Source organism: Mesorhizobium sp. WSM3626, from assembly GCF_000513935.1.
Classification (GTDB): domain Bacteria; phylum Pseudomonadota; class Alphaproteobacteria; order Rhizobiales; family Rhizobiaceae; genus Mesorhizobium; species Mesorhizobium salmacidum.
Window position 1 is genome coordinate 167301 of the sequence record NZ_AZUY01000006.1, and the last position, 19363, is coordinate 186663.

19 protein-coding genes are annotated in these 19363 nt (G+C 62.4%); 4 read left to right on the plus strand and 15 right to left on the minus strand.

What is annotated here, in order from left to right:
• Positions 1–48: 48 nt before the first annotated feature.
• Together M653_RS0107315 and mazG are read left to right on the plus strand one after the other, a co-directional pair.
• Positions 49–1233, plus strand: coding sequence for an amino acid aminotransferase (locus tag M653_RS0107315; protein WP_027142740.1), 1185 nt, complete (start codon positions 49–51; stop codon positions 1231–1233).
• Positions 1234–1322: 89 nt separating this feature from the next.
• On the plus strand, positions 1323–2147 hold the full coding sequence (gene mazG, locus M653_RS0107320) for a nucleoside triphosphate pyrophosphohydrolase (protein WP_027142741.1): 825 nt from the start codon (positions 1323–1325) through the stop codon (positions 2145–2147).
• A gap of 61 nt (positions 2148–2208) precedes the next feature.
• Here mazG and hflX read toward each other — a convergent pair whose 3' ends face one another.
• The 8 genes from hflX to dusB all read right to left on the minus strand — a co-directional run bounded on the left by hflX (position 2209) and on the right by dusB (position 12343).
• A complete protein-coding gene (hflX, locus tag M653_RS0107325) occupies positions 2209–3600 on the minus strand; it encodes a GTPase HflX (RefSeq protein ID WP_027142742.1) in 1392 nt (463 codons plus the stop codon).
• On the minus strand, positions 3601–3846 hold the full coding sequence (gene hfq, locus M653_RS0107330; protein WP_006202172.1) for an RNA chaperone Hfq: 246 nt from the start codon (positions 3844–3846) through the stop codon (positions 3601–3603).
• A gap of 144 nt (positions 3847–3990) precedes the next feature.
• Positions 3991–4854: a D-amino-acid transaminase gene (locus tag M653_RS0107335; protein ID WP_027142743.1), complete on the minus strand. Its 864-nt coding sequence runs from the start codon at positions 4852–4854 to the stop codon at positions 3991–3993.
• Positions 4855–4952: 98 nt separating this feature from the next.
• Positions 4953–6314, minus strand: a complete 1362-nt coding sequence (locus M653_RS0107340; RefSeq protein WP_027142744.1) for a sigma-54 dependent transcriptional regulator — start codon at positions 6312–6314, stop codon at positions 4953–4955.
• A complete protein-coding gene (locus M653_RS0107345; protein WP_027142745.1) occupies positions 6304–8589 on the minus strand; it encodes a PAS domain-containing sensor histidine kinase in 2286 nt (761 codons plus the stop codon). Before M653_RS0107345 ends, M653_RS0107340 begins: the two co-directional genes overlap by 11 nt.
• Before the next feature lie 129 nt (positions 8590–8718).
• Positions 8719–10179, minus strand: a complete 1461-nt coding sequence (gene ntrC, locus M653_RS0107350; RefSeq protein ID WP_027142746.1) for a nitrogen regulation protein NR(I) — start codon at positions 10177–10179, stop codon at positions 8719–8721.
• Positions 10176–11318 carry a nitrogen regulation protein NR(II) gene (locus M653_RS0107355; protein ID WP_027142747.1) on the minus strand — a complete coding sequence of 381 codons (1143 nt, stop codon included), beginning with the start codon at positions 11316–11318 and terminating at the stop codon, positions 10176–10178. Before M653_RS0107355 ends, ntrC begins: the two co-directional genes overlap by 4 nt.
• Positions 11315–12343 (minus strand): tRNA dihydrouridine synthase DusB, encoded by a 1029-nt coding sequence (gene dusB, locus M653_RS0107360; RefSeq protein ID WP_027142748.1) that lies wholly within the window; start codon positions 12341–12343, stop codon positions 11315–11317. The genes M653_RS0107355 and dusB overlap by 4 nt, the downstream gene beginning before the upstream one ends.
• A gap of 140 nt (positions 12344–12483) precedes the next feature.
• Here dusB and M653_RS0107365 point away from each other — a divergent pair, with 140 nt between their 5' ends.
• Positions 12484–13713, plus strand: coding sequence for a bifunctional 2-C-methyl-D-erythritol 4-phosphate cytidylyltransferase/2-C-methyl-D-erythritol 2,4-cyclodiphosphate synthase (locus M653_RS0107365; RefSeq protein WP_027142749.1), 1230 nt, complete (start codon positions 12484–12486; stop codon positions 13711–13713).
• Positions 13710–14219 carry a CinA family protein gene (locus M653_RS0107370; protein ID WP_027142750.1) on the plus strand — a complete coding sequence of 170 codons (510 nt, stop codon included), beginning with the start codon at positions 13710–13712 and terminating at the stop codon, positions 14217–14219. Before M653_RS0107365 ends, M653_RS0107370 begins: the two co-directional genes overlap by 4 nt.
• Here the strand turns inward: M653_RS0107370 and M653_RS0107375 are convergent.
• The 7 genes from M653_RS0107375 to M653_RS0107405 all read right to left on the minus strand — a co-directional run.
• Positions 14195–14653 (minus strand): type II toxin-antitoxin system RatA family toxin, encoded by a 459-nt coding sequence (locus M653_RS0107375; protein ID WP_027142751.1) that lies wholly within the window; start codon positions 14651–14653, stop codon positions 14195–14197. The genes M653_RS0107370 and M653_RS0107375 overlap by 25 nt on opposite strands.
• Before the next feature lie 114 nt (positions 14654–14767).
• Positions 14768–15733 (minus strand): lipoyl synthase, encoded by a 966-nt coding sequence (lipA, locus tag M653_RS0107380; RefSeq protein ID WP_027142752.1) that lies wholly within the window; start codon positions 15731–15733, stop codon positions 14768–14770.
• Between the two features lie 136 nt (positions 15734–15869).
• A complete protein-coding gene (locus tag M653_RS0107385; protein ID WP_027142753.1) occupies positions 15870–16127 on the minus strand; it encodes a GlsB/YeaQ/YmgE family stress response membrane protein in 258 nt (85 codons plus the stop codon).
• Positions 16128–16226: 99 nt separating this feature from the next.
• Complete coding sequence (gene lpdA, locus M653_RS0107390) at positions 16227–17690, minus strand: dihydrolipoyl dehydrogenase (RefSeq protein ID WP_027142754.1); 1464 nt, start codon at positions 17688–17690, stop codon at positions 16227–16229.
• A gap of 16 nt (positions 17691–17706) precedes the next feature.
• Positions 17707–18342, minus strand: coding sequence for an SGNH/GDSL hydrolase family protein (locus M653_RS0107395; RefSeq protein ID WP_027142755.1), 636 nt, complete (start codon positions 18340–18342; stop codon positions 17707–17709).
• A 4-nt stretch (positions 18343–18346) separates the two neighbouring features.
• Positions 18347–18715: a hypothetical protein gene (locus M653_RS0107400; RefSeq protein WP_245262073.1), complete on the minus strand. Its 369-nt coding sequence runs from the start codon at positions 18713–18715 to the stop codon at positions 18347–18349.
• 58 nt (positions 18716–18773) lie between these two features.
• The coding region (locus tag M653_RS0107405) for a 2-oxo acid dehydrogenase subunit E2 (protein WP_027142757.1) at positions 18774–19363 on the minus strand (590 nt) is incomplete at its 5' end.

Below are 19363 nucleotides of genomic sequence, written 5' to 3' on the forward strand. Positions count from 1 at the left end.
ACCTGGCCAATTTGCGTATCACTCCGCCGCGCCAACGGAACCATAATGATGTTCGAAGACCTGCAGCCAGCTCCCGCCGACAAAATTCTTGCGCTGATCGGCCTCTATCGCGCCGATCCACGCCCTGGCAAGGTCGACCTCGGCGTCGGCGTCTATAAGGATCGTGACGGCAAGACGCCGGTCATGCGCGCCGTGCGCGAGGCCGAAAAGCGGCTGCTGGAGCGACAGGATACAAAGACCTATCTCGGCCTTGCCGGCGATACCGCTTTCAACACTGTGATGGCTAAGCTCGCCTTCGGTCCGGGTGCGGACCTGTCGCGCATCCGTGCGGCACAGGCGCCCGGCGGCTCCGGCGCGCTGCGGCTGGTGGCGGAACTGCTCAAGCGCACACGGTCAGACGCGACAGTCTGGGTCTCCGACCCGACCTGGCCGAACCATATGCCGGTGATGCGTGCCGCCGGCCTGCGGATTCGCGAATACCCTTATTTCGATGCGGCCTCGGGTGCGGTTCGTTTCGACGCCATGCTGGCGGCATTGCGGACGGCCGGCAGCGGCGACGTGGTGCTGCTGCATGGCTGCTGCCACAACCCGACCGGCGCCAATCTGGACGCGGCTCAGTGGGAGGCCGTCACGGTTCTGATGGTCGAGCGTGGCTTGCTGCCGTTTGTCGACATCGCCTATCAGGGCTTTGGTGACGGCCTCGAGGCCGACGCCCTCGGCTTGCGGCTACTGGCCGCGAAAGTCCCGGAAATGGTTGTCGCGTCGAGCTGCTCGAAGAATTTCGCCGTCTACCGCGACCGTGTCGGCGCGGCGATGGTCCTGGCCAGGGACGGCGCGCAGTCAGACGTCGCGATGAGCCAGATGCTGTCGGCGGCGCGCGCTATGTATTCGATGCCGCCGGACCATGGCGCGGCCGCGGTGCGCATCGTGCTGGAAGACGCCACGCTGCGTGCCGACTGGGAAGCCGAGCTCGAAGAGATGCGCCTGCGTATGCTGAGGCTTAGGGTCGCGTTCGCCGAGGCGCTGCGCCGGCAATCCAACTCCGACCGTTTCGACTTCGTTGCCAGCCATCGCGGCATGTTCTCCCGGCTTGGCCTCACGGAAGCGCAGGTCGAACGGCTGCGCGCCGAGCACGCTGTCTACATGGTCGGCGACAGCCGCATCAACGTGGCCGGCCTGCCCGAGGACGGCATGGATGACCTCGCCAACGCGATCGTTTCCGTGCTCGACTGACGAAGCGGATGCGGTGCAATTGTGGACAAGGTCCCCTCGCCGGCTGACAGCGTTGGCAGTGCCGCGGTTCGCGCTGTAGCATCCGCTACATGACGCCATCGAAGGACATTTCACGCCTGATCGAGATCATGGCGGCGTTGCGCGCGCCGAAGACCGGCTGCCCGTGGGACATCGAGCAGAATTTCTCCACCATCGCCCCCTATACGATCGAGGAGGCCTATGAGGTGGCGGACGCCATCGCGCGCGGCGATCTCGACGACCTGCGCGACGAGCTTGGCGACCTCCTGCTGCAGGTCGTCTACCATGCCCAGATGGCGCAGGAGGTCGGTGAATTCGCGTTCCCTGACGTGGTCCAGGCCATCACCACCAAGATGATCCGCCGCCATCCGCACGTCTTTGGCGACGAGAAGGCTCGCAGCGCCGGCATGGCCAAGGGCATGTGGGAGAAGATCAAGGCGCAGGAGAAGGCCGAGAAGCGGCAAGCCCGCCTCGCGCGTGGCCTCGACCCGGAGGACAATGGCAAGGGATTCCTGGACAGTGTTCCGGTCGCCCTGCCCGCCTTGACGCGAGCCTTGAAGCTTCAGGAAAAGGCCGCCCGTGTCGGCTTCGACTGGAGCGAGGCTGCTCCCATCCTGGATAAAATCGAAGAAGAGATCGGGGAGCTGCGCGAGGCTCTGGCCAAGGGCGAAACGGCTGAGATCAAGGATGAGTTCGGCGACATGTTGTTTGCCGTCGTCAATCTCGGTCGTCACCTCAAGCTCGATTCGGAGGCAGCGCTGAGCGGAACGAACGAAAAATTCCGCTCGCGCTTTCACTATGTAGAGCGGGCCTTGGAAAAATCAGGCGGCTCGCTAGAGGAAGCTACCCTGGAGGAAATGGAAGCGCTCTGGCAGGAAGCAAAAACCGCGAAGTAAGCCTGTAGCTCGGCAATCCCAGGCAAAAACCGCGATACACTTTCCCTGGAATTGTTGTGCGTTAGCCGTTGTTTTTGCGGCGCAACCGGCTTTCGATCTCTTCACGGGCGCTTTGCGTGGCCTGGAGCGAGATGGTGGCGCTGCCGTCGTCATTGTCGGTTCGCGAAACGACATCACCATTGCGGTAGAGCCAGTCGAGAAGCCCGAACTGGGCCGGCTCGATCGTCACCGTCAGATCTTGCAGCTCGCCGGCCATCCGCGTTTCGATGATCGCTTTCAGCGCATCGATGCCCTCGCCTGATATCGCCGATATTGCGATTGGCGGCTCCTTGCTGCCGTCGGCGCCGTCGGCGAGCAGCCGCTGCCTGTTGCCTTCGTCCAGCAGGTCGATCTTGTTCCAGACTTCGATCACGCGCTTGGTGTCGCTGGCGTCGACGCCGAGATCGGCGAGGATGCGTTCGACATCCTCGGCCTGAGCCGCCGTATCGGGATCGGAAATATCGCGTAGATGGAGGACGAGATCGGCCTCGACCACCTCTTCCAAGGTCGCCCGGAAAGCCGCGATCAGATGCGTCGGCAGGTCCGAGATGAAGCCCACCGTGTCGGAAAGGATAATCGGCGTTCCATGCGGCAGGCGCACGCGGCGCAGTGTGGGATCAAGCGTGGCAAACAGCATGTCCTGCGCCAGCACCCCTGCTCCGGTCAGCTTGTTGAACAACGTCGACTTGCCGGCGTTGGTGTAGCCGACGATCGCCACCACTGGAAACGGCACCTTCTTGCGCTTGGCGCGATGCAGGTCGCGAGTGCGGCGCACGGTTTCCAGCTCATGCTTCAGCTTTATGATCTTTTCCTGCAACTGACGCCGATCGGATTCGATCTGCGTTTCACCGGGGCCGCCGAGGAAGCCGGCACCACCACGCTGACGCTCCAGGTGGGTCCAACTACGCACCAGGCGGCCCTTCTGATAGTTGAGATGGGCAAGCTCGACCTGCAGCGTGCCTTCCTTGGTGCGCGCCCGCTCGCCGAAGATCTCCAGGATCAGCCCCGTGCGATCCAGCACCTTGGCGTTGAATTCCTTCTCGAGATTGCGCTGCTGCACCGGGGTCAGCGGATGGTCGACAATGACCACTTCCACATGACCCTCCTTCACGATTTGACCGAACTCCTCGACCTTGCCGCTGCCGAGCAACGTCGCCGGACGTGGATCGTTGACGGTTACGACCGCTGTATGGATTAGATCAAGGTTGATGGCTCGGGCAAGGCCGACTGCTTCGTCGTGGCGCGCCTCGGCCGAGCGCGTCAGCCGGGGACGGCTCGTGTCATCGTCATTACGCGGTTGGCGGGTAAGCACAGGCACAATGACAACGGCCCGGGTCGGACCCTTGGCTTCCGTCCCGGGATGATGCGCTGGTTTTCCGCGAACCGTGCCGTCCGCGTCCTTCTCACGTGCCAATCAGGCGCCCTGGCTTTCCTCGCCATCGAACATCTGAACCGGCTGGCTCGGCATGATCGTGGAAATGGCGTGCTTGTAGACGAGCTGGGAGTGGCCGTCGCGGCGCAACAGGACGCAGAAGTTGTCGAAGGAAGTGACCACGCCGGTCAGCTTCACGCCGTTGATAAGGAAGATGGTGAGCGGGTTCTTGCTCTTGCGAACTGAATTCAGGAACAGGTCCTGAAGGTTTTGCGATCGTTCCGCCATTGTTTTTGTCTTTCGCCGATCCCCTTCGGTTTGCAGCCAATGCGCCAAATTAACGGGCACATGTCAAGCGCGCAAACACCCTCTTGCCGTCAGTAACGACAAGCAGAACGAGATATATTGATGTTCATTCCACCTGTGCGGTTATCAGGCTGGACTTTTTTCCGCAATGTCAAAAAAGGCCTGCCGCAACGAAAGTGTTATTGAGCCGGGGTGCCCATTGGCTATGGGATCACCGTCAATGGTCACGATTGGCATGGCAATAGTCGTCGCCGAACTGATGAATGCTTCGCGAGCCGTCTTGGCCTCGGCAACGGAAAATCCACGCTCCTCGATCTTCAGGCCAAGTTTCGCCGCGACTTCGAACATGGTGGTGCGCGTGATTCCGCGCAGAATGCCATGTTCGGCCGGCCTGGTGACCAGAACCCCATCCCTGGTAACGATCCAGGCGTTCGACGAGCCACCTTCCTTGACGTTGCCATCCGTGTCCACGAACCAGGCTTCCTGGGCGCCGGCCTCCTTGGCCTTCTGCTTGGCCAATACATTGGGCAGCAGCCCGGTGCTCTTGATGTCGACACGGTCCCAGCGATTCTCGGGTACGGTGATGACCGCGATACCAGTCTCAGCCCGTTTCGTGCCGGCGGCAGGATCCGCCTTCCTGGCGGTCACCACCAAGGCCGGCTTCGTGTCCGCCGCCGGAAAGACGAAATCGCGGCTGGCGACACCGCGCGTTACCTGAACATAGACCAGACCGTTGACGACATGATTGCGGTTGACCACCTCGCGCAGGATCAGCGGCAACACATTGCGTGTCACCGGCCAGGTGATCGACAGTTCGGTCAGTGAGCGGTTCAGCCGGGCAAGGTGGCGCGGCATGTCGACGATGAAGCCGCGCGCCACCTCGCAGACCTCATAGACGCCGTCGGCGAATTGATAGCCGCGATCCTCGATATGCACGGAAGCGTCGGCATGAGCGACGTAGCGCCCGTTGACATAGGCAATGCGCGGCATTGGCGACCCCTGGAAAATTCTCGGGCTTTCTTATGCGATTCCGTCGCCGCCGTAACCGGCAAATGCTTGGCCCAGGCGCGTCTGACGGACGCCGCGCGTCAGACGCCCAGCGACTTCAGCTTGCGATGCAAGGCGGAGCGCTCCATGCCGATGAACTCGGCCGTCTTCGAGATGTTGCCGCCGAACCGGTTGATCTGGGCGATCAGATAGTCCTTTTCGAACTGCTCTCGTGCCTCGCGCAGCGGAAGCGCCATGATGTGCTGGTCCGACTGGTTGGGCGTGCGCGGCATGACATCGCCGATTTCGGACGGCAGCAGATCCGCGGTGATCGGCGCGTCGACGTCCTCGCCGCGCGCCAGGATCATCAGCCGCTCGACATTGTTGCGCAGCTGACGCACGTTGCCCGGCCAATTGTGCGCCTGCAGCACGGCCAGCGCGTCGTCGCCGATACGCCGCGGCTTGATGCCGGCCTGGCGGGCGATCTGCTTCATGAAATTGTCGACGAGATAGGGAATGTCCTCGCGCCGCTCGGCCAGCCCCGGCACCATGACCGGAACCACGGCGAGACGGTGGTAAAGATCCTCGCGGAAGCGCCCGTCGGCGATCATCGCCTCCAGGTTCTGCGAGGTCGAGGAAATGATGCGGACATCGACCTTGACCCGCTTTGTGCCGCCCACCCGCTCGAACTGCTGTTCGACCAGCACGCGCAAAATCTTGTTCTGCGTCTCGCGCGGCATGTCGGCCACTTCGTCGATGTAAAGAATGCCGCGATGGGCTTCCTCCAGCGCTCCCACCTTGCGTTCGACGCCGTTCGATTCGGTGCCGAACAGTTCGATCTCCATGCGTTCGGGCGTGATGTTGGCGGCGCTCAGCGTCACGAACGGCGCGCCCTTGCGGGTCGACAGCGTATGGATGGCGCGGGCCGCCAGCTCCTTGCCCGAGCCGGAGGGACCAATGATCATCACGCGGCTGTTGGTCGGCGCGACGCGCTCGATGGTCTGGCGCAACTGGCTCATCGCCGACGACATGCCGATCAGGTCAAAGGTCTCGCCGCTGCGCAGCTTGAGGTCGGAAACCTCGCGGCGCAATTTCGAGGTCTCGAGCGCACGTTCGGCAATGAGGATCAGCCTGTCGGCCTTGAATGGCTTCTCGATGAAGTCATACGCGCCGCGACGGATGGCGGAAACCGCGGTTTCGATGTTGCCGTGGCCTGAAATCATCACCACGGGCAGGTTCGGGTGCATGGTCTTGATCTCGTCCAGCAACGCCAATCCGTCCAGGCGCGAGCCTTGCAGCCAGATGTCCAGGAAGATCAGCCTCGGCGCTCGATCGGCGATGGCCGCCAGTGCGCTGTCGGCATCGAATGCCGTGCGGGTTTCGTGACCCTCGTCGCTCAGGATGCCTGCGACGAGTTCCCGGATGTCTTCCTCGTCATCGACGATGAGAATATCAGACGCCATTATCGACCTTTTCAGTTTCTCTTTCGTGGTCCGCCCTGCTTTCGCCGCGCGGCAGTGCGGCGGCTGCGGGCGGCAGGATGATGCTGATCATCGCGCCGCGCCCGCCATGGAAATCAGCAGGTGCATCATTGAGCTCCAGCCTGCCGCCATGGTCCTCCACGATCTTCTTGACGATAGCGAGACCAAGACCGGTGCCTTTTTCACGTGTGGTCATATAAGGCTCCAGCAACCGTTGGCGATTCTCGCGCGGCAGGCCTTTGCCGTTGTCGATGACGTCGATGCGAATCGCGCCATTCTGACGCCCGGCTTGAATCCGGATTATGCCGTGCGAACCGTCCTTCTGTTCCAGTCCGTCGATCGCTTCGGCCGCATTCTTGATCACATTGCCGAAGGCCTGGGCCATCAACCGGCTGTCGAAAGTGCCCTTGAGCGGCTCATTGCCGAATATCCGCTCGAACATGATATCGGCGCGGCTGACTTCGACCAGGAAGGAAGCTTCGCGCAGTGATTCGCGCAGGTCGATGGCCTTCATCTCGGGCTTTGGCATGCGCGCGAAAGCCGAGAACTCGTCGACCATGCGGCCGATGTCCTCCACCTGCCGGATGATGGTGTCGGTACACTGGTCGAAAACTTCGCGGTCTTCGGTGATGACCTTGCCATAGCGGCGCTTGATACGCTCGGCGGAAAGCTGGATCGGGGTCAGTGGATTCTTGATCTCGTGGGCGATGCGCCGCGCCACGTCGGCCCAGGCGGATGAACGCTGGGCCTGAACCAGATCAGTGATGTCATCCACCGTCACGACATAGGATTTTTCCTCAGAGCCGTCGTCGCCGGCCTCGATGGTGACCTGCACATTGAAGGTCCGTTCGGCGCCGGCGCGATAGAAAGTCACCTGCTCGCGGTAAACCGGCTTGCCGGACTTGCGGCCGATCTCGAAGACACGGCCGACATGCGGCAGGAGCGCGGAAAGGTTTTGCCCAAGTGCCGCGCTGGCGGAAATGGCCAGCATCGATTCGGCAGATCGGTTGACGATGGTAACGATGCCGTAAGGGTCGACGCCGATGACGCCGGCGGTGACACCGGCAAGCACGGCTTCCGAAAAACGCCGCCTCTCGTCGATCAGGTCCTTCGCCGACAGGATCTCGTTGCGCTGTGATTTGAGCTCCAGCAGCATCTTGTTGAAGGTATCGCCAAGCGAGGCGACATCGCCATCGGACGGCCGCACCGGCACCGCGACATCGAGATTGCCGGTCGCGACTTCGTCGGCGGCGCCGATCAGCTGACGGATTGGCCGCACCAGCCGGTCGGCGACGGCTATGCCGGTCCAGATCGCCGACAGGATAATGATCAGGGTCAGCGACAGGTAGGGCAGCGCAAATGCCACTTGCGAGGTGCGCCTGTTGTCCTCGAGATTGCGATACTCGTCGGTGTTGGACCTGACGATCTGCCGCGCCTTGATCACCTCTGGGTCGACCAGCCGGATGGTGTAGAGATAGAGGCCCTCGATCTCACGCAACTTGACGATGGCGCCCATGATGTTGCGCGTGCGCGGCTCAATCAGCACCGGCTTGCCGTCGGTGGCAGTGGCAACCGCGCCTTCCGGCGGTTCCGGCATGGCGAAATCGGCATCGGTCTTGGCGCTCATGACGAAGGAGCCGTCGGGCTTGATCAGCGCGGCGTGCGCCAGCGAGCGGCCTACGGCTTCCTTGTTCATGAGATCGAGAAAGCCCGTGCGATCGAGGCCATAAAGCGAGCGGGAGGCATCGAGATCGTAGGCCATCGACAATGTCGTGCCCTGCAGGTTGCGCGCGTTCTCCTGCACATAGGCGTCGGCGATCGACAATGAAGAATTGACGATTGTCTTGGTGCGAATCTCGAACCAGCGATCAAGGCCGATATCGAGTGTGATCGAGGCGATGATCGCCACCATGATGGCGGGAATGGCGGCAACCAGCGCGAACATGGCAACGATGCGCACATGCAGGCGCGAAGCCGCCTTGCCATGGCGGCGGGCCATGACGATGCGATGCACCTCGCGCCCGACCAGCGCAATCAGGAAGACCACGAAGGCGGCGTTGAGTGCGATCAGCGCCCAGGTTGCCTTGGCGTCCGGCGCAATCGGCGTCGCTCCGACCAGGATAGCGAACGAAATAGCCGCCATGGCCAGGGCGCCGACGACCGCGATCACGCCGGGCAGCGCCAGCAGCCGGCGTCCGTCGCGCGCGCCGGGTTCGCTGAAAAGCGGTTGGTTGAGTACAGGTGTCTGCGGAGCCATGTCGCCGTGTAGAGCCAGTGATTGCATCCGATCTATGCAACGCATTGTGGCGATTATGCAACAAGTGTGACGGCGACGGGACTCTTTCCCCGTTCGGTCCCCTGAAAAGATCGTGTGCCCGGCGCCGGCTCAGGTCTGGCGGGATGACTTATAGACGTTGACGCCCAATTCGCGAATCTTCTTGCGCAAGGTGTTGCGGTTGAGGCCCAAGAGCTCCGCGGCCTTGATCTGGTTGCCGCGGGTTGCCGTCATCGAAGCCAGCACCAACGGATATTCGACTTCGGACAGAATGCGCTCGTAGAGACCGGCGGGCGGCAATTCGCCCGCGAAGGAGGCGAAATAGCGCTGCAGGAAGTGCTCCACTGCCTGGCCAATGGAAAGATCGTCGGGAATGAGGTTGCCGGCGCCTGGTACCACCGGGCGCTCACCTGTCTTGAGCTCCGCCTCGATGATCTCGGCGGAAATCTCGTCCTGCGAATAAAGCGCGGCGAGCCTGCGAACGAGGTTTTCCAGCTCGCGCACATTGCCTGGCCACGGATAGCGCTTCATCAGTTCGATGCCGCCGGAAGAGATACGCTTGGTCTGCAGCCCCTCCATTTCGCCAAGCTTGAAGAAATGGCGCACCAGATCGGGCACATCCTCGGAGCGCTCGCGCAGCGCCGGCAACCTGAGCGGCACGACGTTGAGGCGATAGAAAAGGTCTTCGCGGAAGAGGCCCTGGTTGATCAGCGTGCGCAGGTCCTTGTTGGTTGCAGCGACGATGCGCACATCGGTCTTGATCGGCGTGCGGCCGCCGACCGTCGTGTACTCGCCCTGCTGCAGGACGCGCAGCAGGCGCGTCTGCGCCTCCATCGGCATGTCGCCGATCTCGTCGAGGAACAGCGTGCCGCCCTCTGCCTGCTCGAAGCGGCCGGTCGAGCGGTTCTGCGCTCCGGTGAACGCGCCCTTCTCGTGGCCGAACAATTCCGATTCGATCAGGTCGCGCGGGATCGCCGCCATGTTGATGGCAACGAATGGACCGCCGCGGCGGCGTCCATACTCATGCAGCGCGCGCGCCACCAGTTCCTTGCCGGTGCCCGATTCGCCCGAGATCATGACCGTCAGGTCGGTCTGCATCATGCGCGCCAGCATGCGGTAGATGTCCTGCATGGCGGCCGAACGGCCGACCAGCGGCATCGTCTCGGGCTGCTCTTCTTGCCGGGCATCGATCTTCGGCCGCCGGGGCTCGGATAGCGCGCGATTGACGATGTTGAGGAGTTCGGTCAGGTCGAAAGGCTTCGGCAGATATTCGTAGGCCCCGGTTTCGGAAGCGCGGATCGCCGTCATGAAGGTGTTCTGGGCGCTCATGACGATGACGGGTAGCTCCGGCCGCGCCTTCTTGATGCGCGGCAGCATGTCGAAAGCGTTCTCGTCCGGCATCACGACGTCGGTGATGACGAGGTCACCCTCGCCTGCCGCCACCCAACGCCACAGGGTCGAGGCGTTGGAGGTGACGCGCACCTCGTGACCGACCCGCGACAGGGCCTGATTGAGCACGGTGCGGATGGCCGCATCGTCGTCGGCGACGAGAATATTGCCGCGAACCGTCATTTGCGGTCTCCTTCGCCGTCTTGATCGGCGCCCAGCGCCGTTTCCTTCCAGGCCGGCATCAGGACCCGGAACGTTGTCGCGCGCGGCGTCGAATCGCATTCGATGATGCCGCCATGTTCGCCGACGATCTTGGCCACCAGCGCCAGCCCCAGCCCCGAGCCGTTCGGCTTGGTGGTGATGAAGGGATCGAACAGGATCGGCAGGATATCTTCCGAGACGCCGGAACCATTGTCGCGCACGCAGAACTCCAGCGGCAGCGATACGCGGTCCTGCGTGCCCGGGACCGAAACCCGAATACCGGGCCGGAAGGCGGTGGACAGCACGATTTCGCCCTGCGGATCGCTGCCGATTGCCTCGGCGGCGTTCTTGATCAGGTTGAGGAACACCTGGATCAGCTGGTCGCGGTTGGCGAATACCGGAGGCAATGAAGGATCATAATCCTCCAATATCTTGATTTTCTTCGCGAAACCATTCTTTGCGATCGCTTTCACGTGATCGAGCACGACGTGGATGTTAACGGGGTAGCGATCGATCGGCCGCTCGTCGGAAAACACCTCCATACGGTCGACCAGCGACACGATGCGGTCCGTCTCGTCGGTGATCAGCCGCGTCAGCGCGCGATCCTCATCGGATGCGGACAGTTCGAGCAGCTGGGCAGCACCCCTGATACCGGAGAGCGGGTTCTTGATCTCATGCGCCAGCATCGCCGCCAGGCCGGTCACCGAGCGCGCGGCGCCGCGATGCGTCATCTGCCGGTCGATCTTGTCGGCCATCGACCGCTCCTGGAACATGACGACGACGGAGCCCGGAAATTCCGGCACCGGCGCGACATAGAGATCGACGACCTTTTCGATGCCGAGGCGCGGTGACGAGACGTCGACCCGATACTCGTTGACGGGCGCGCGGCGCTCGCGCACCTGGTCGACCAGCGTCAGCAACGGGCTGCCGAAGGGTATGAGCTTGGACAGGGTGTTGCGCGCCAGCATGGTCGCGCTGGAGCGAAAGAAATCCTCGGCATCGGCGTTGGCGAAGGTGATGAAGCCTTCCTCGCTGAGCATGATCACCGGGCGGCGGATCGTGTTCAGCACGATCTGGGCGGCATCGGCCATTTCGGTGCCCTGGCCAGCGGTGGCGGTCATGCGGCGCTCCGCAGGTTCAAGGTTTGCGGATCGCGCGAAAACACATCGCGCAGCAAGGTAATGACGCGAGCCGGCTCGAGTGCGGTCATTATCGCTTTTCTACTCTCGCCAGCGACACCGCCGGCATGTCGATCGAGATACCAGCCCAGATGCTTGCGCGCCTGCCGCAGGCCGCTCTCGATGCCGTAAAGCGCCAGCATGTCCTCGTAATGGGCGACGACATAGTCGGCGAGCCCTTGCGGGGTCTCGGGAATGCCGGATGAAAATGTCCCGCCGGCAGCCGCAGCGATGCTGCCGGCGACCCACGGCGCGCCATAATGGGCGCGGCCGACCATCACGGCGTCGGCGCCGGACTGTTCGAGAATGACCGACGCTTCAGCCTGGGAGCAGACATCGCCATTGGCGACGACCGGGATGGAAACGGCCTCCTTGACGCGAGCGATGGCGCGCCAATCCGCCTTGCCCTGGTAGAACTGGCAGCGTGTACGACCGTGAACCGTGACCATCCTGACGCCCGCCTGCTCGGCACGGCGGGCCAGGACGGGAGCGTTAAGTGCGGCGTCGTCCCAACCCAGTCGCATCTTGACCGTCACCGGCACCTTGACGGCGGCGACCACGGCCTCGATCAGCGAGAGCGCGTGGTGGAGGTCCAGCATCAATGCCGAGCCGGCATAGCCACCGGTGACTTTCTTGGCCGGACAGCCCATATTGATGTCGATGATGTCGGCACCCTCGCCGGCGGCGATCCGTGCGCCTTCAGCCATATGCATGGCTTCGCGGCCGGCAAGCTGCACCATATGGACGGGCAGGCCGGAATGACGTATGCGCAGGTCGCAGCCGGCCCTGCCCTTGGCGAGTTCGCCGCTGGCCACCATTTCGGACACGACCAGGCCGGCGCCATGCGCATGGGCGCGCTGTCTGAACGCCTCGTCCGTAATCCCGGACATCGGCGCGAGGAAGACGCGGTTGCGGATTCTCACGCCGCCGACGTCGAGAGGCGCGGCCAATCTGATCAAGTTAATCATGCACAAAAACCAAGCATGTCCATTCGTTGCACATTCTCTAGCCAGATCGAGAGAAATGTGCAACGCGGAATGACGCCACATTAAGGCGCAATTGGGAAAATGCTGGCCTTCGGCCTTAGCCGCGACTAGGACCAGACTGAATGACTGGCGCAACTGAAAATCAGGCTCCGGATCCGGGTGGCAAAGTCGCGGTGGTTATCGTCGCGGCCGGTCGCGGCGCGCGTGCCGGACAGACTGATGGTCCGAAGCAATATCAACGAATTGGCGGACGTGCCGTCATCGCTCGTGTCATAGATATTTTTCTGGCGCACCCACTTATCGGCCGGATCGTCGTGGCCATTCATGCCGAGGACCAGGAGCTTTTTCGGCAAGCGGTCGGCACCGATGCCGATCGGGTGACGGCAATCGCCGGAGGGGCGACCAGACAGGATTCGGTTCGGCTCGGATTGCACGCGCTAAGAAGCTACGCGCCGGACAAGGTCCTCATCCACGACGCCGCGCGCCCCTTTGTCGACATGGATCTGATCGACCGCACCATCGCGGCCATCGGCGAGGGCGAAGGCGCGCTTCCCGCCTTGCCCGTTGCCGACACGCTGAAACGCGAATCGGCCACCGGCATGGTCGGCAAAACAGTCCCCAGGCGCGGGCTGCACGCGGCGCAAACGCCGCAAGGCTTTCCCTTCCTCGCGATCATGACGATGCATGAGGAAGCCTATAACAGAGGCAGAACCGACTTTACCGACGACGCGTCGATCGCTGAATGGATGCAAATGCCGGTGAAGCTCGTTCCCGGCTCGCCGGACAATGTCAAACTCACATGGGCACGGGACATCGCCATGGCGCACCAGCGACTTTCCAGTGAGCGGGCGCACTTTCCCGACATCCGCACCGGCAATGGCTATGACGTCCATGCCTTCGAGCCCGGCAACCATGTCACGCTCTGCGGCGTCGCCATTCCGCACGACAGAAAATTGTCGGGCCATTCCGACGCCGATGTCGGCCTGCATGCCCTGACCGACGCGTTGCTGGCGACTTGCGGGGCCGGCGACATCGGCACGCACTTCCCGCCGTCCGATCCGCAGTGGAAAGGTGCTGCGTCGCGGATATTCGTCGAACATGCGGCAAGACTGGTGCGGGAGCGCGGCGGGCGCATCGCCAATGCCGACATCACGCTGATCTGCGAGGCACCGCGTGTCGGCCCGCACCGTGAGGCGATGACGGCGGTCCTTTCCCAGATGCTGGGCATTTCCGCCGACCGCATCTCGATCAAGGCGACAACCAACGAGAAGCTCGGCTTCGTCGGCCGCGAAGAAGGCATCGCGGCGATCGCAACCGCCAGCGTGGTGTTTCCCGGCGAGGTTCCGGAATGACCAACAGCGACCTGGCAATCGCCCTGTTCGAGGCCTGCCGGGAGCGCAGCATCATGCTGGCGACCGCGGAAAGCTGCACCGGCGGCATGATCATTGCCGCGCTGACCGACATTGCCGGCTCTTCGGCCGTGGTCGATCGCGGCTTCATCACCTATTCCAATGAAGCCAAGATGGACATGCTCGGCGTGCACGCCGCCACGCTTGACGCGCATGGCGCGGTTTCTCGCGAGACAGCGATCGAAATGGCAGCCGGCGCGCTCGCCCTTTCACGCGCCGGGCTGACCCTGGCCGTCACCGGCATTGCCGGTCCGGGTGGCGGTTCTAGGGAAAAGCCGGTCGGGCTGGTCTGGTTCGGCGTTGCGGTGAACGGCCAGCCGGTGACGGCTGAACGCAAGCTGTTTGCCGACAATGGCCGTGACTTCATCCGCCGGGAAACGGTCAACCATGCACTCGAGCTCGGCTTGCAGGCTCTTGGCGCGAGTCAGGCCGCCGGTGTCTTGCCATAGATGACGTCGGCGCGTTTTTCGAAAGCCTCGGCGAACATGCGGAAGGCGCGGTCGAACATCGTGCCCATCAGCGCACCCAGGATGCGGCTCTTGAATTCATAGTCGATGAAGAAGCGCACTGTACAGCCGGCACCGTCCGGCTCGAAACGCCAGACATTGCTCAGATATTTGAACGGGCCATCAATGTATTTCACATCGATTGCGTTCTCTTCGGGCTTCAGCAGCACCTGCGTCGTGAAGGTCTCCCGGATCGCCTTGTAGCCGATGCTCATATCGGCCACCAGGATGGTGCGTCCGTCACGCTCCTTGCGCGAGCGGACCGTCAGCGCTTCGCAAAGCGGCAGGAATTGCGGGTACGTCTCGATGTCGGCGACCAGCGCGAACATCTGCTCAGGCGTGTGGGCGACGCGGCGGTTGGCTTCGAATTTCGGCATGAACCCTGCCCTAAAGCGCGTCGCGTCGAAACGGACTCATGCGACGCGCTTCGGAGTCTTTGTCTTTATGCACGTCGTTCTCCCAAAACCGAGTTCACTTTTGGGCAACATGCATTAGAGCGCTTTCATGAGCTGCGCTTCGCGCGCCGCGCGCAGCCGGGCGAAATCGTCGCCGGCGTGATGCGACGAGCGCGTCAGCGGGCTCGATGCCACCAGCAGGAAACCCTTGGTCTTGCCGATCGTCTCGAAGGACTTGAATTCCTCGGGCGTGACGAAACGGATCACCGGATGGTGCTTTTTCGACGGCTGCAGGTATTGGCCGATGGTCATGAAGTCGACATTGGCCGAGCGCAGATCATCCATCAACTGCAGGATTTCATTCCGCTCCTCGCCAAGACCCACCATGATGCCGGACTTGGTGAAAATCGACGGATCGAGTTCCTTGACCCGCTGCAGCAGCCGGATCGAGTGGAAATAGCGGGCGCCCGGCCGGACCTTCAGATAGTTCGACGGCACAGTTTCGAGATTATGGTTGAAGACGTCGGGCCTGGCCGCCACGACGATCTCCAGCGCCCCGTCCTTGCGCAGGAAATCCGGCGTCAGGATTTCGATCGTCGTCAGAGGCGTTGCCGCCCGAATCTCACGGATGACGTCGGCGAAGTGCTGCGCACCGCCATCGGCGAGATCGTCGCGGTCGACCGAGGTGATGACGACGTGGGTAAGGCCCATCTGCTTGACGGCATGCGCGACGCGGGCCGGCTCGTCGGGATCGAGCGCGGTCGGGATACCGGTGGCGACATTGCAGAAGGCGCAAGCGCGTGTGCAGATCTCGCCCATGATCATGAAGGTGGCGTGCTTCTTTTCCCAGCACTCACCGATATTCGGGCACCCGGCCTCTTCGCATACGGTCACCAGCTTGTGCGATTTCACGATCTCGCGCGTCTCGGCATAACCTTTCGAGACCGGCGCCTTGACGCGGATCCAGTCCGGCTTGCGCAACACCTCCTGGTCGGGCTTGTGCGCTTTCTCGGGATGCCGCAGCCGCGGCGCGTTGGCGATCGTGTCGAGGACAGTGACCATCTGAACCCTGGCTTTTCTCGCGACCGCCCGTCGGCGATCGTCACTTTCACGTCATCTAGGACTTTTCAACACAAAGAAAAAGGCGGCAGCGGCGCATGCCGCCACAACCGTTTTCGCATAGCCGGAGCGATATCGACTAACGGCGCACCAGACGACCGACCCAGATCAGCAGGCAGGCACCGATAAAGCCGGTGATCAGATAGGCGGTCCAGCCGACGCCGAACACGCCGATGTTGAGCGCCTGCAGGATGGCATTCAGCACCACAGCGCCAACGATGCCCATGATAATATTCATGAATATGCCGGTGTTGCTCTTCATGACCATTTCGGCCAACCAGCCTGCCAGGCCGCCGATGATGATGGCTGCGATCCAGCCCACGCCGTTCAAGTGCATATGCCTTCTCCTTGCGCCAGTAAAAATGCATCCGGAAACGAACTGCCCCGCCGTCGCGATCTCGCGACTTTCGAAGCTGAGTCTCCTGCGGCGAATCTATCATGCGTTCAAGGCGCGGCCATAGGCGTCGAGCACGCTTTCCTTCATCATCTCCGACAGCGTCGGATGAGGGAAGATCGTGTGCATCAGCTCTTCCTCGGTCGTTTCGAGGTTCATCGCCACGACAAAGCCCTGGATCAATTCGGTGACTTCGGCGCCGACCATATGCGCGCCAAGCAACTGACCGGTCTTCTTGTCGAAGATGGTCTTGATGAAGCCTTGGTCCTCGCCAAGCGCGATCGCCTTGCCGTTGGCGGCGAACTGGAAGCGGCCGACGCGGATGTCCTTGCCTTCGGCCTTGGCCTTGGCTTCCGTCAGGCCAACCGAGGCGACCTGCGGATTGCAGTAGGTGCAACCAGGGATCTTGAGCTTGTCTATGGCGTGAACACCGGGGAAATTCGCGATCTTCTCGACGCACACGACGCCCTCGTGCTCGGCCTTGTGGGCAAGCATCGGCGGGCCGGCGACATCGCCGATGGCGTAAATGCCAGGCACATTGGTCTTGCCGTAACCGTCGATGACGACGCAACCGCGATCGGTCTTCACGCCGAGTGCTTCAAGGCCGAGGCCCTCGATATTGCCCTGGACGCCGACGGCCGAGATCATGCGGTCGGCTGATATCTTCTCGATCTTGCCGTCCTTCATCTCGACATGCGCGGTGACCGAGTTCGCCCCTTTCTCGACCTTGGTCACCTTGGCTTCGAGGATGATCTTCATGCCTTGCTTCTCGAACTGCTTTTGCGCGAATTTCGAGACTTCGGCGTCCTCGACAGGCATCACCGCCGGCAGCAGTTCGACGACCGTTACGTCCGCGCCCATGGTGCGGTAGAAGGAGGCGAATTCGATGCCGATGGCGCCCGAACCCATCACCAGCAGCGACTTCGGCATCTCCTTGGGCACCATGGCTTCGAAATAGGTCCAGATCAGCTTGCCATCCGGCTCGATGCCGGGCAGTGCGCGCGGCCGGGCGCCGGTCGCCAGGATGATGTGCTTGGCGGCGTAGGTGCCCTCGCCCTTGACGCCTTTCGGCACCGGCGGCTGCGGTTCCATCGGCTTCTTGGCCGTCTTGGAAACAACGATCTCACCCAATTTATCACCGGAAGGAGGCCTCGATAGCTTGGCCTCACCCCAGATAACGTCGACCTTGTTCTTCTTCATCAGGAAGGCAACGCCGCCATTGAGCCGCAGTGACACTTTCCGCGACCGATCGACCACTGCCGCCGTGTCGGCGCTGATCTTGCCGTCGAGCTTCAGGCCATAGTCCTTCAGGTGATCCGAATAGTGCATGATCTCGGCCGAGCGCAGCAGTGCCTTGGTCGGAATGCAACCCCAGTTCAGGCAGATGCCGCCGAGATGCTCGCGCTCGACGATCGCCGTCTTGAAGCCGAGCTGGGCGGAACGCACCGCCGTGACATAGCCGCCGGGACCGGAGCCGATGATGATGACGTCGTAGTTCTCAGCCACGGTTTTTCTCCTTCAATCACAATTCCAGCATGACGCGCACGACCGAAGTCAGCGCCTTGCCGATGTTTCGCGTGTTTTCGGCGTCGAGGTGGACACCGTCGAGCGGTGTGGTTTGCGCCACAGTGGCTGCATCGAAGAAGCCGCAGCCGACTTCGTCGGCAAGCGCCGAATACTGCCCTGCGAGCTGTGCCGAGGCGTCATCGCCGCCGGCAAACATCTCCTTGAAATCGGCATTCTCGGTGCGGCTTACAACAGGTGGCGAAACGATCAGTATCTGCGGCGCCGGCCAGTCGAACGGATAGTCGTGGCCACGCACGATGTCGATCAGCCGCTGGATGCCTTGCTTGGCCGCAACCGGGTTGCCATGGATCCATGGCTTCATGTCGTTGGCGCCGAGCATGATGACAATCAGTTCGATCGGCGCATGCGTCGTCAGCACCGTCGGCAGCAGCCGCGCACCGTTGCGGTCGGCTCCGGCCAGATGATCGTCGAAGGCGGTGGTGCGGCCGTTGAGGCCGTCGGCGATAACCTGAACGCCTTCGCCGAGGCCAGCTTGCAGCACGCTTGGCCAGCGATCCTCGAGCGCATGACGCCCGCCTTCGGCATTGTAACCCCATGTCAGCGAGTCGCCGTAACAAAGAACCGTCTTCATCCGTTCAACCCGCCTTTATGTCTGCCACACCGCGCTTCACGCGCCAGCGCACGAACAACCAATGGATGATGATCGTCACCAGGCCCGGCAGACCGAGACCGGCAACCACCGGCATGTCTCTCCTGACCACCGCGGCGCTGCTGTCGCTGTAGAGGATCAGCGCGACCAAGAGGAGGAGCAGCGTCACAAATACAATCAGCGTCCACTTTCCGGCGGTCGCCACGGCCGCGACCGGATCGTTCGTTAATTGCGCGACGAAGAAGACGAAGGTGACGACAAAAGTCACCAGCACCGAGAACATGAAGACAATGATGTATTCTTCCTCGGCGCCGGTGGCGACGGCCAACCATTGCGCGATCAGCCCGCCGGCCAACCCGGAAATGAGAAAGGCAAAAAGGCTGGTGAAGAATATCCGCACAGCCTTTTCCTTCCTAGACCAGCATGCCCATCGGATTTTCGATCAGCTTCTTGAAGGCGACCAGCAGTTCGGCNCCCAGNGCTCCGTCGACGGCGCGATGATCGGTCGACAGCGTCACCGACATCACCGTGGCTATTTTGATCTCGCCGTTCTTGACCACCGCCCGCTCCTCGCCGGCGCCGACCGCCAGGATCGTCGCATGCGGCGGGTTGATCACCGCGGCGAAGTCCTTGATGCCGAACATGCCGAGATTGGAGACCGCGGTCGTGCCACCCTGATACTCCTCCGGCTTCAGCTTGCGGCTGCGGGCGCGGCTGGCCAGATCCTTCATCTCGTTGGAGATGACGGACAGCGTCTTTTCGTCCGCATGCCGGATGATCGGCGTGATCAGGCCNCCGGGGATCGACACGGCAACGCCGACATCGGCATGCTTGTGCTTGACCATGGCGCTCTCGGTCCACGAGGCATTGGCATCCGGCACCGCCTTCAGCGCCATGGCCATCGCCTTGATCACCATGTCGTTGACCGACAGCTTGTAGGCAGGCGCCTCACCCTTGTCGGTCTTCTTCACCGGCGCGGCGGCATTGAGTTGCGTGCGCAGGG

Coding starts and splice junctions, on each gene's coding strand:
- M653_RS0107315 (WP_027142740.1), top strand. CDS start 49: ATGTTCGAAGACCTGCAGCCAGCTCCCGCCGACAAAATTCTTGCGCTG.
- mazG (WP_027142741.1), top strand. CDS start 1,323: ATGACGCCATCGAAGGACATTTCACGCCTGATCGAGATCATGGCGGCG.
- hfq (WP_006202172.1), bottom strand. CDS start 3,846: ATGGCGGAACGATCGCAAAACCTTCAGGACCTGTTCCTGAATTCAGTT.
- M653_RS0107335 (WP_027142743.1), bottom strand. CDS start 4,854: ATGCCGCGCATTGCCTATGTCAACGGGCGCTACGTCGCTCATGCCGAC.
- M653_RS0107340 (WP_027142744.1), bottom strand. CDS start 6,314: ATGGCGTCTGATATTCTCATCGTCGATGACGAGGAAGACATCCGGGAA.
- M653_RS0107345 (WP_027142745.1), bottom strand. CDS start 8,589: ATGGCTCCGCAGACACCTGTACTCAACCAACCGCTTTTCAGCGAACCC.
- ntrC (WP_027142746.1), bottom strand. CDS start 10,179: ATGACGGTTCGCGGCAATATTCTCGTCGCCGACGACGATGCGGCCATC.
- M653_RS0107355 (WP_027142747.1), bottom strand. CDS start 11,318: ATGACCGCCACCGCTGGCCAGGGCACCGAAATGGCCGATGCCGCCCAG.
- dusB (WP_027142748.1), bottom strand. CDS start 12,343: ATGATTAACTTGATCAGATTGGCCGCGCCTCTCGACGTCGGCGGCGTG.
- M653_RS0107365 (WP_027142749.1), top strand. CDS start 12,484: ATGACTGGCGCAACTGAAAATCAGGCTCCGGATCCGGGTGGCAAAGTC.
- M653_RS0107370 (WP_027142750.1), top strand. CDS start 13,710: ATGACCAACAGCGACCTGGCAATCGCCCTGTTCGAGGCCTGCCGGGAG.
- M653_RS0107375 (WP_027142751.1), bottom strand. CDS start 14,653: ATGCCGAAATTCGAAGCCAACCGCCGCGTCGCCCACACGCCTGAGCAG.
- lipA (WP_027142752.1), bottom strand. CDS start 15,733: ATGGTCACTGTCCTCGACACGATCGCCAACGCGCCGCGGCTGCGGCAT.
- M653_RS0107385 (WP_027142753.1), bottom strand. CDS start 16,127: ATGCACTTGAACGGCGTGGGCTGGATCGCAGCCATCATCATCGGCGGC.
- M653_RS0107395 (WP_027142755.1), bottom strand. CDS start 18,342: ATGAAGACGGTTCTTTGTTACGGCGACTCGCTGACATGGGGTTACAAT.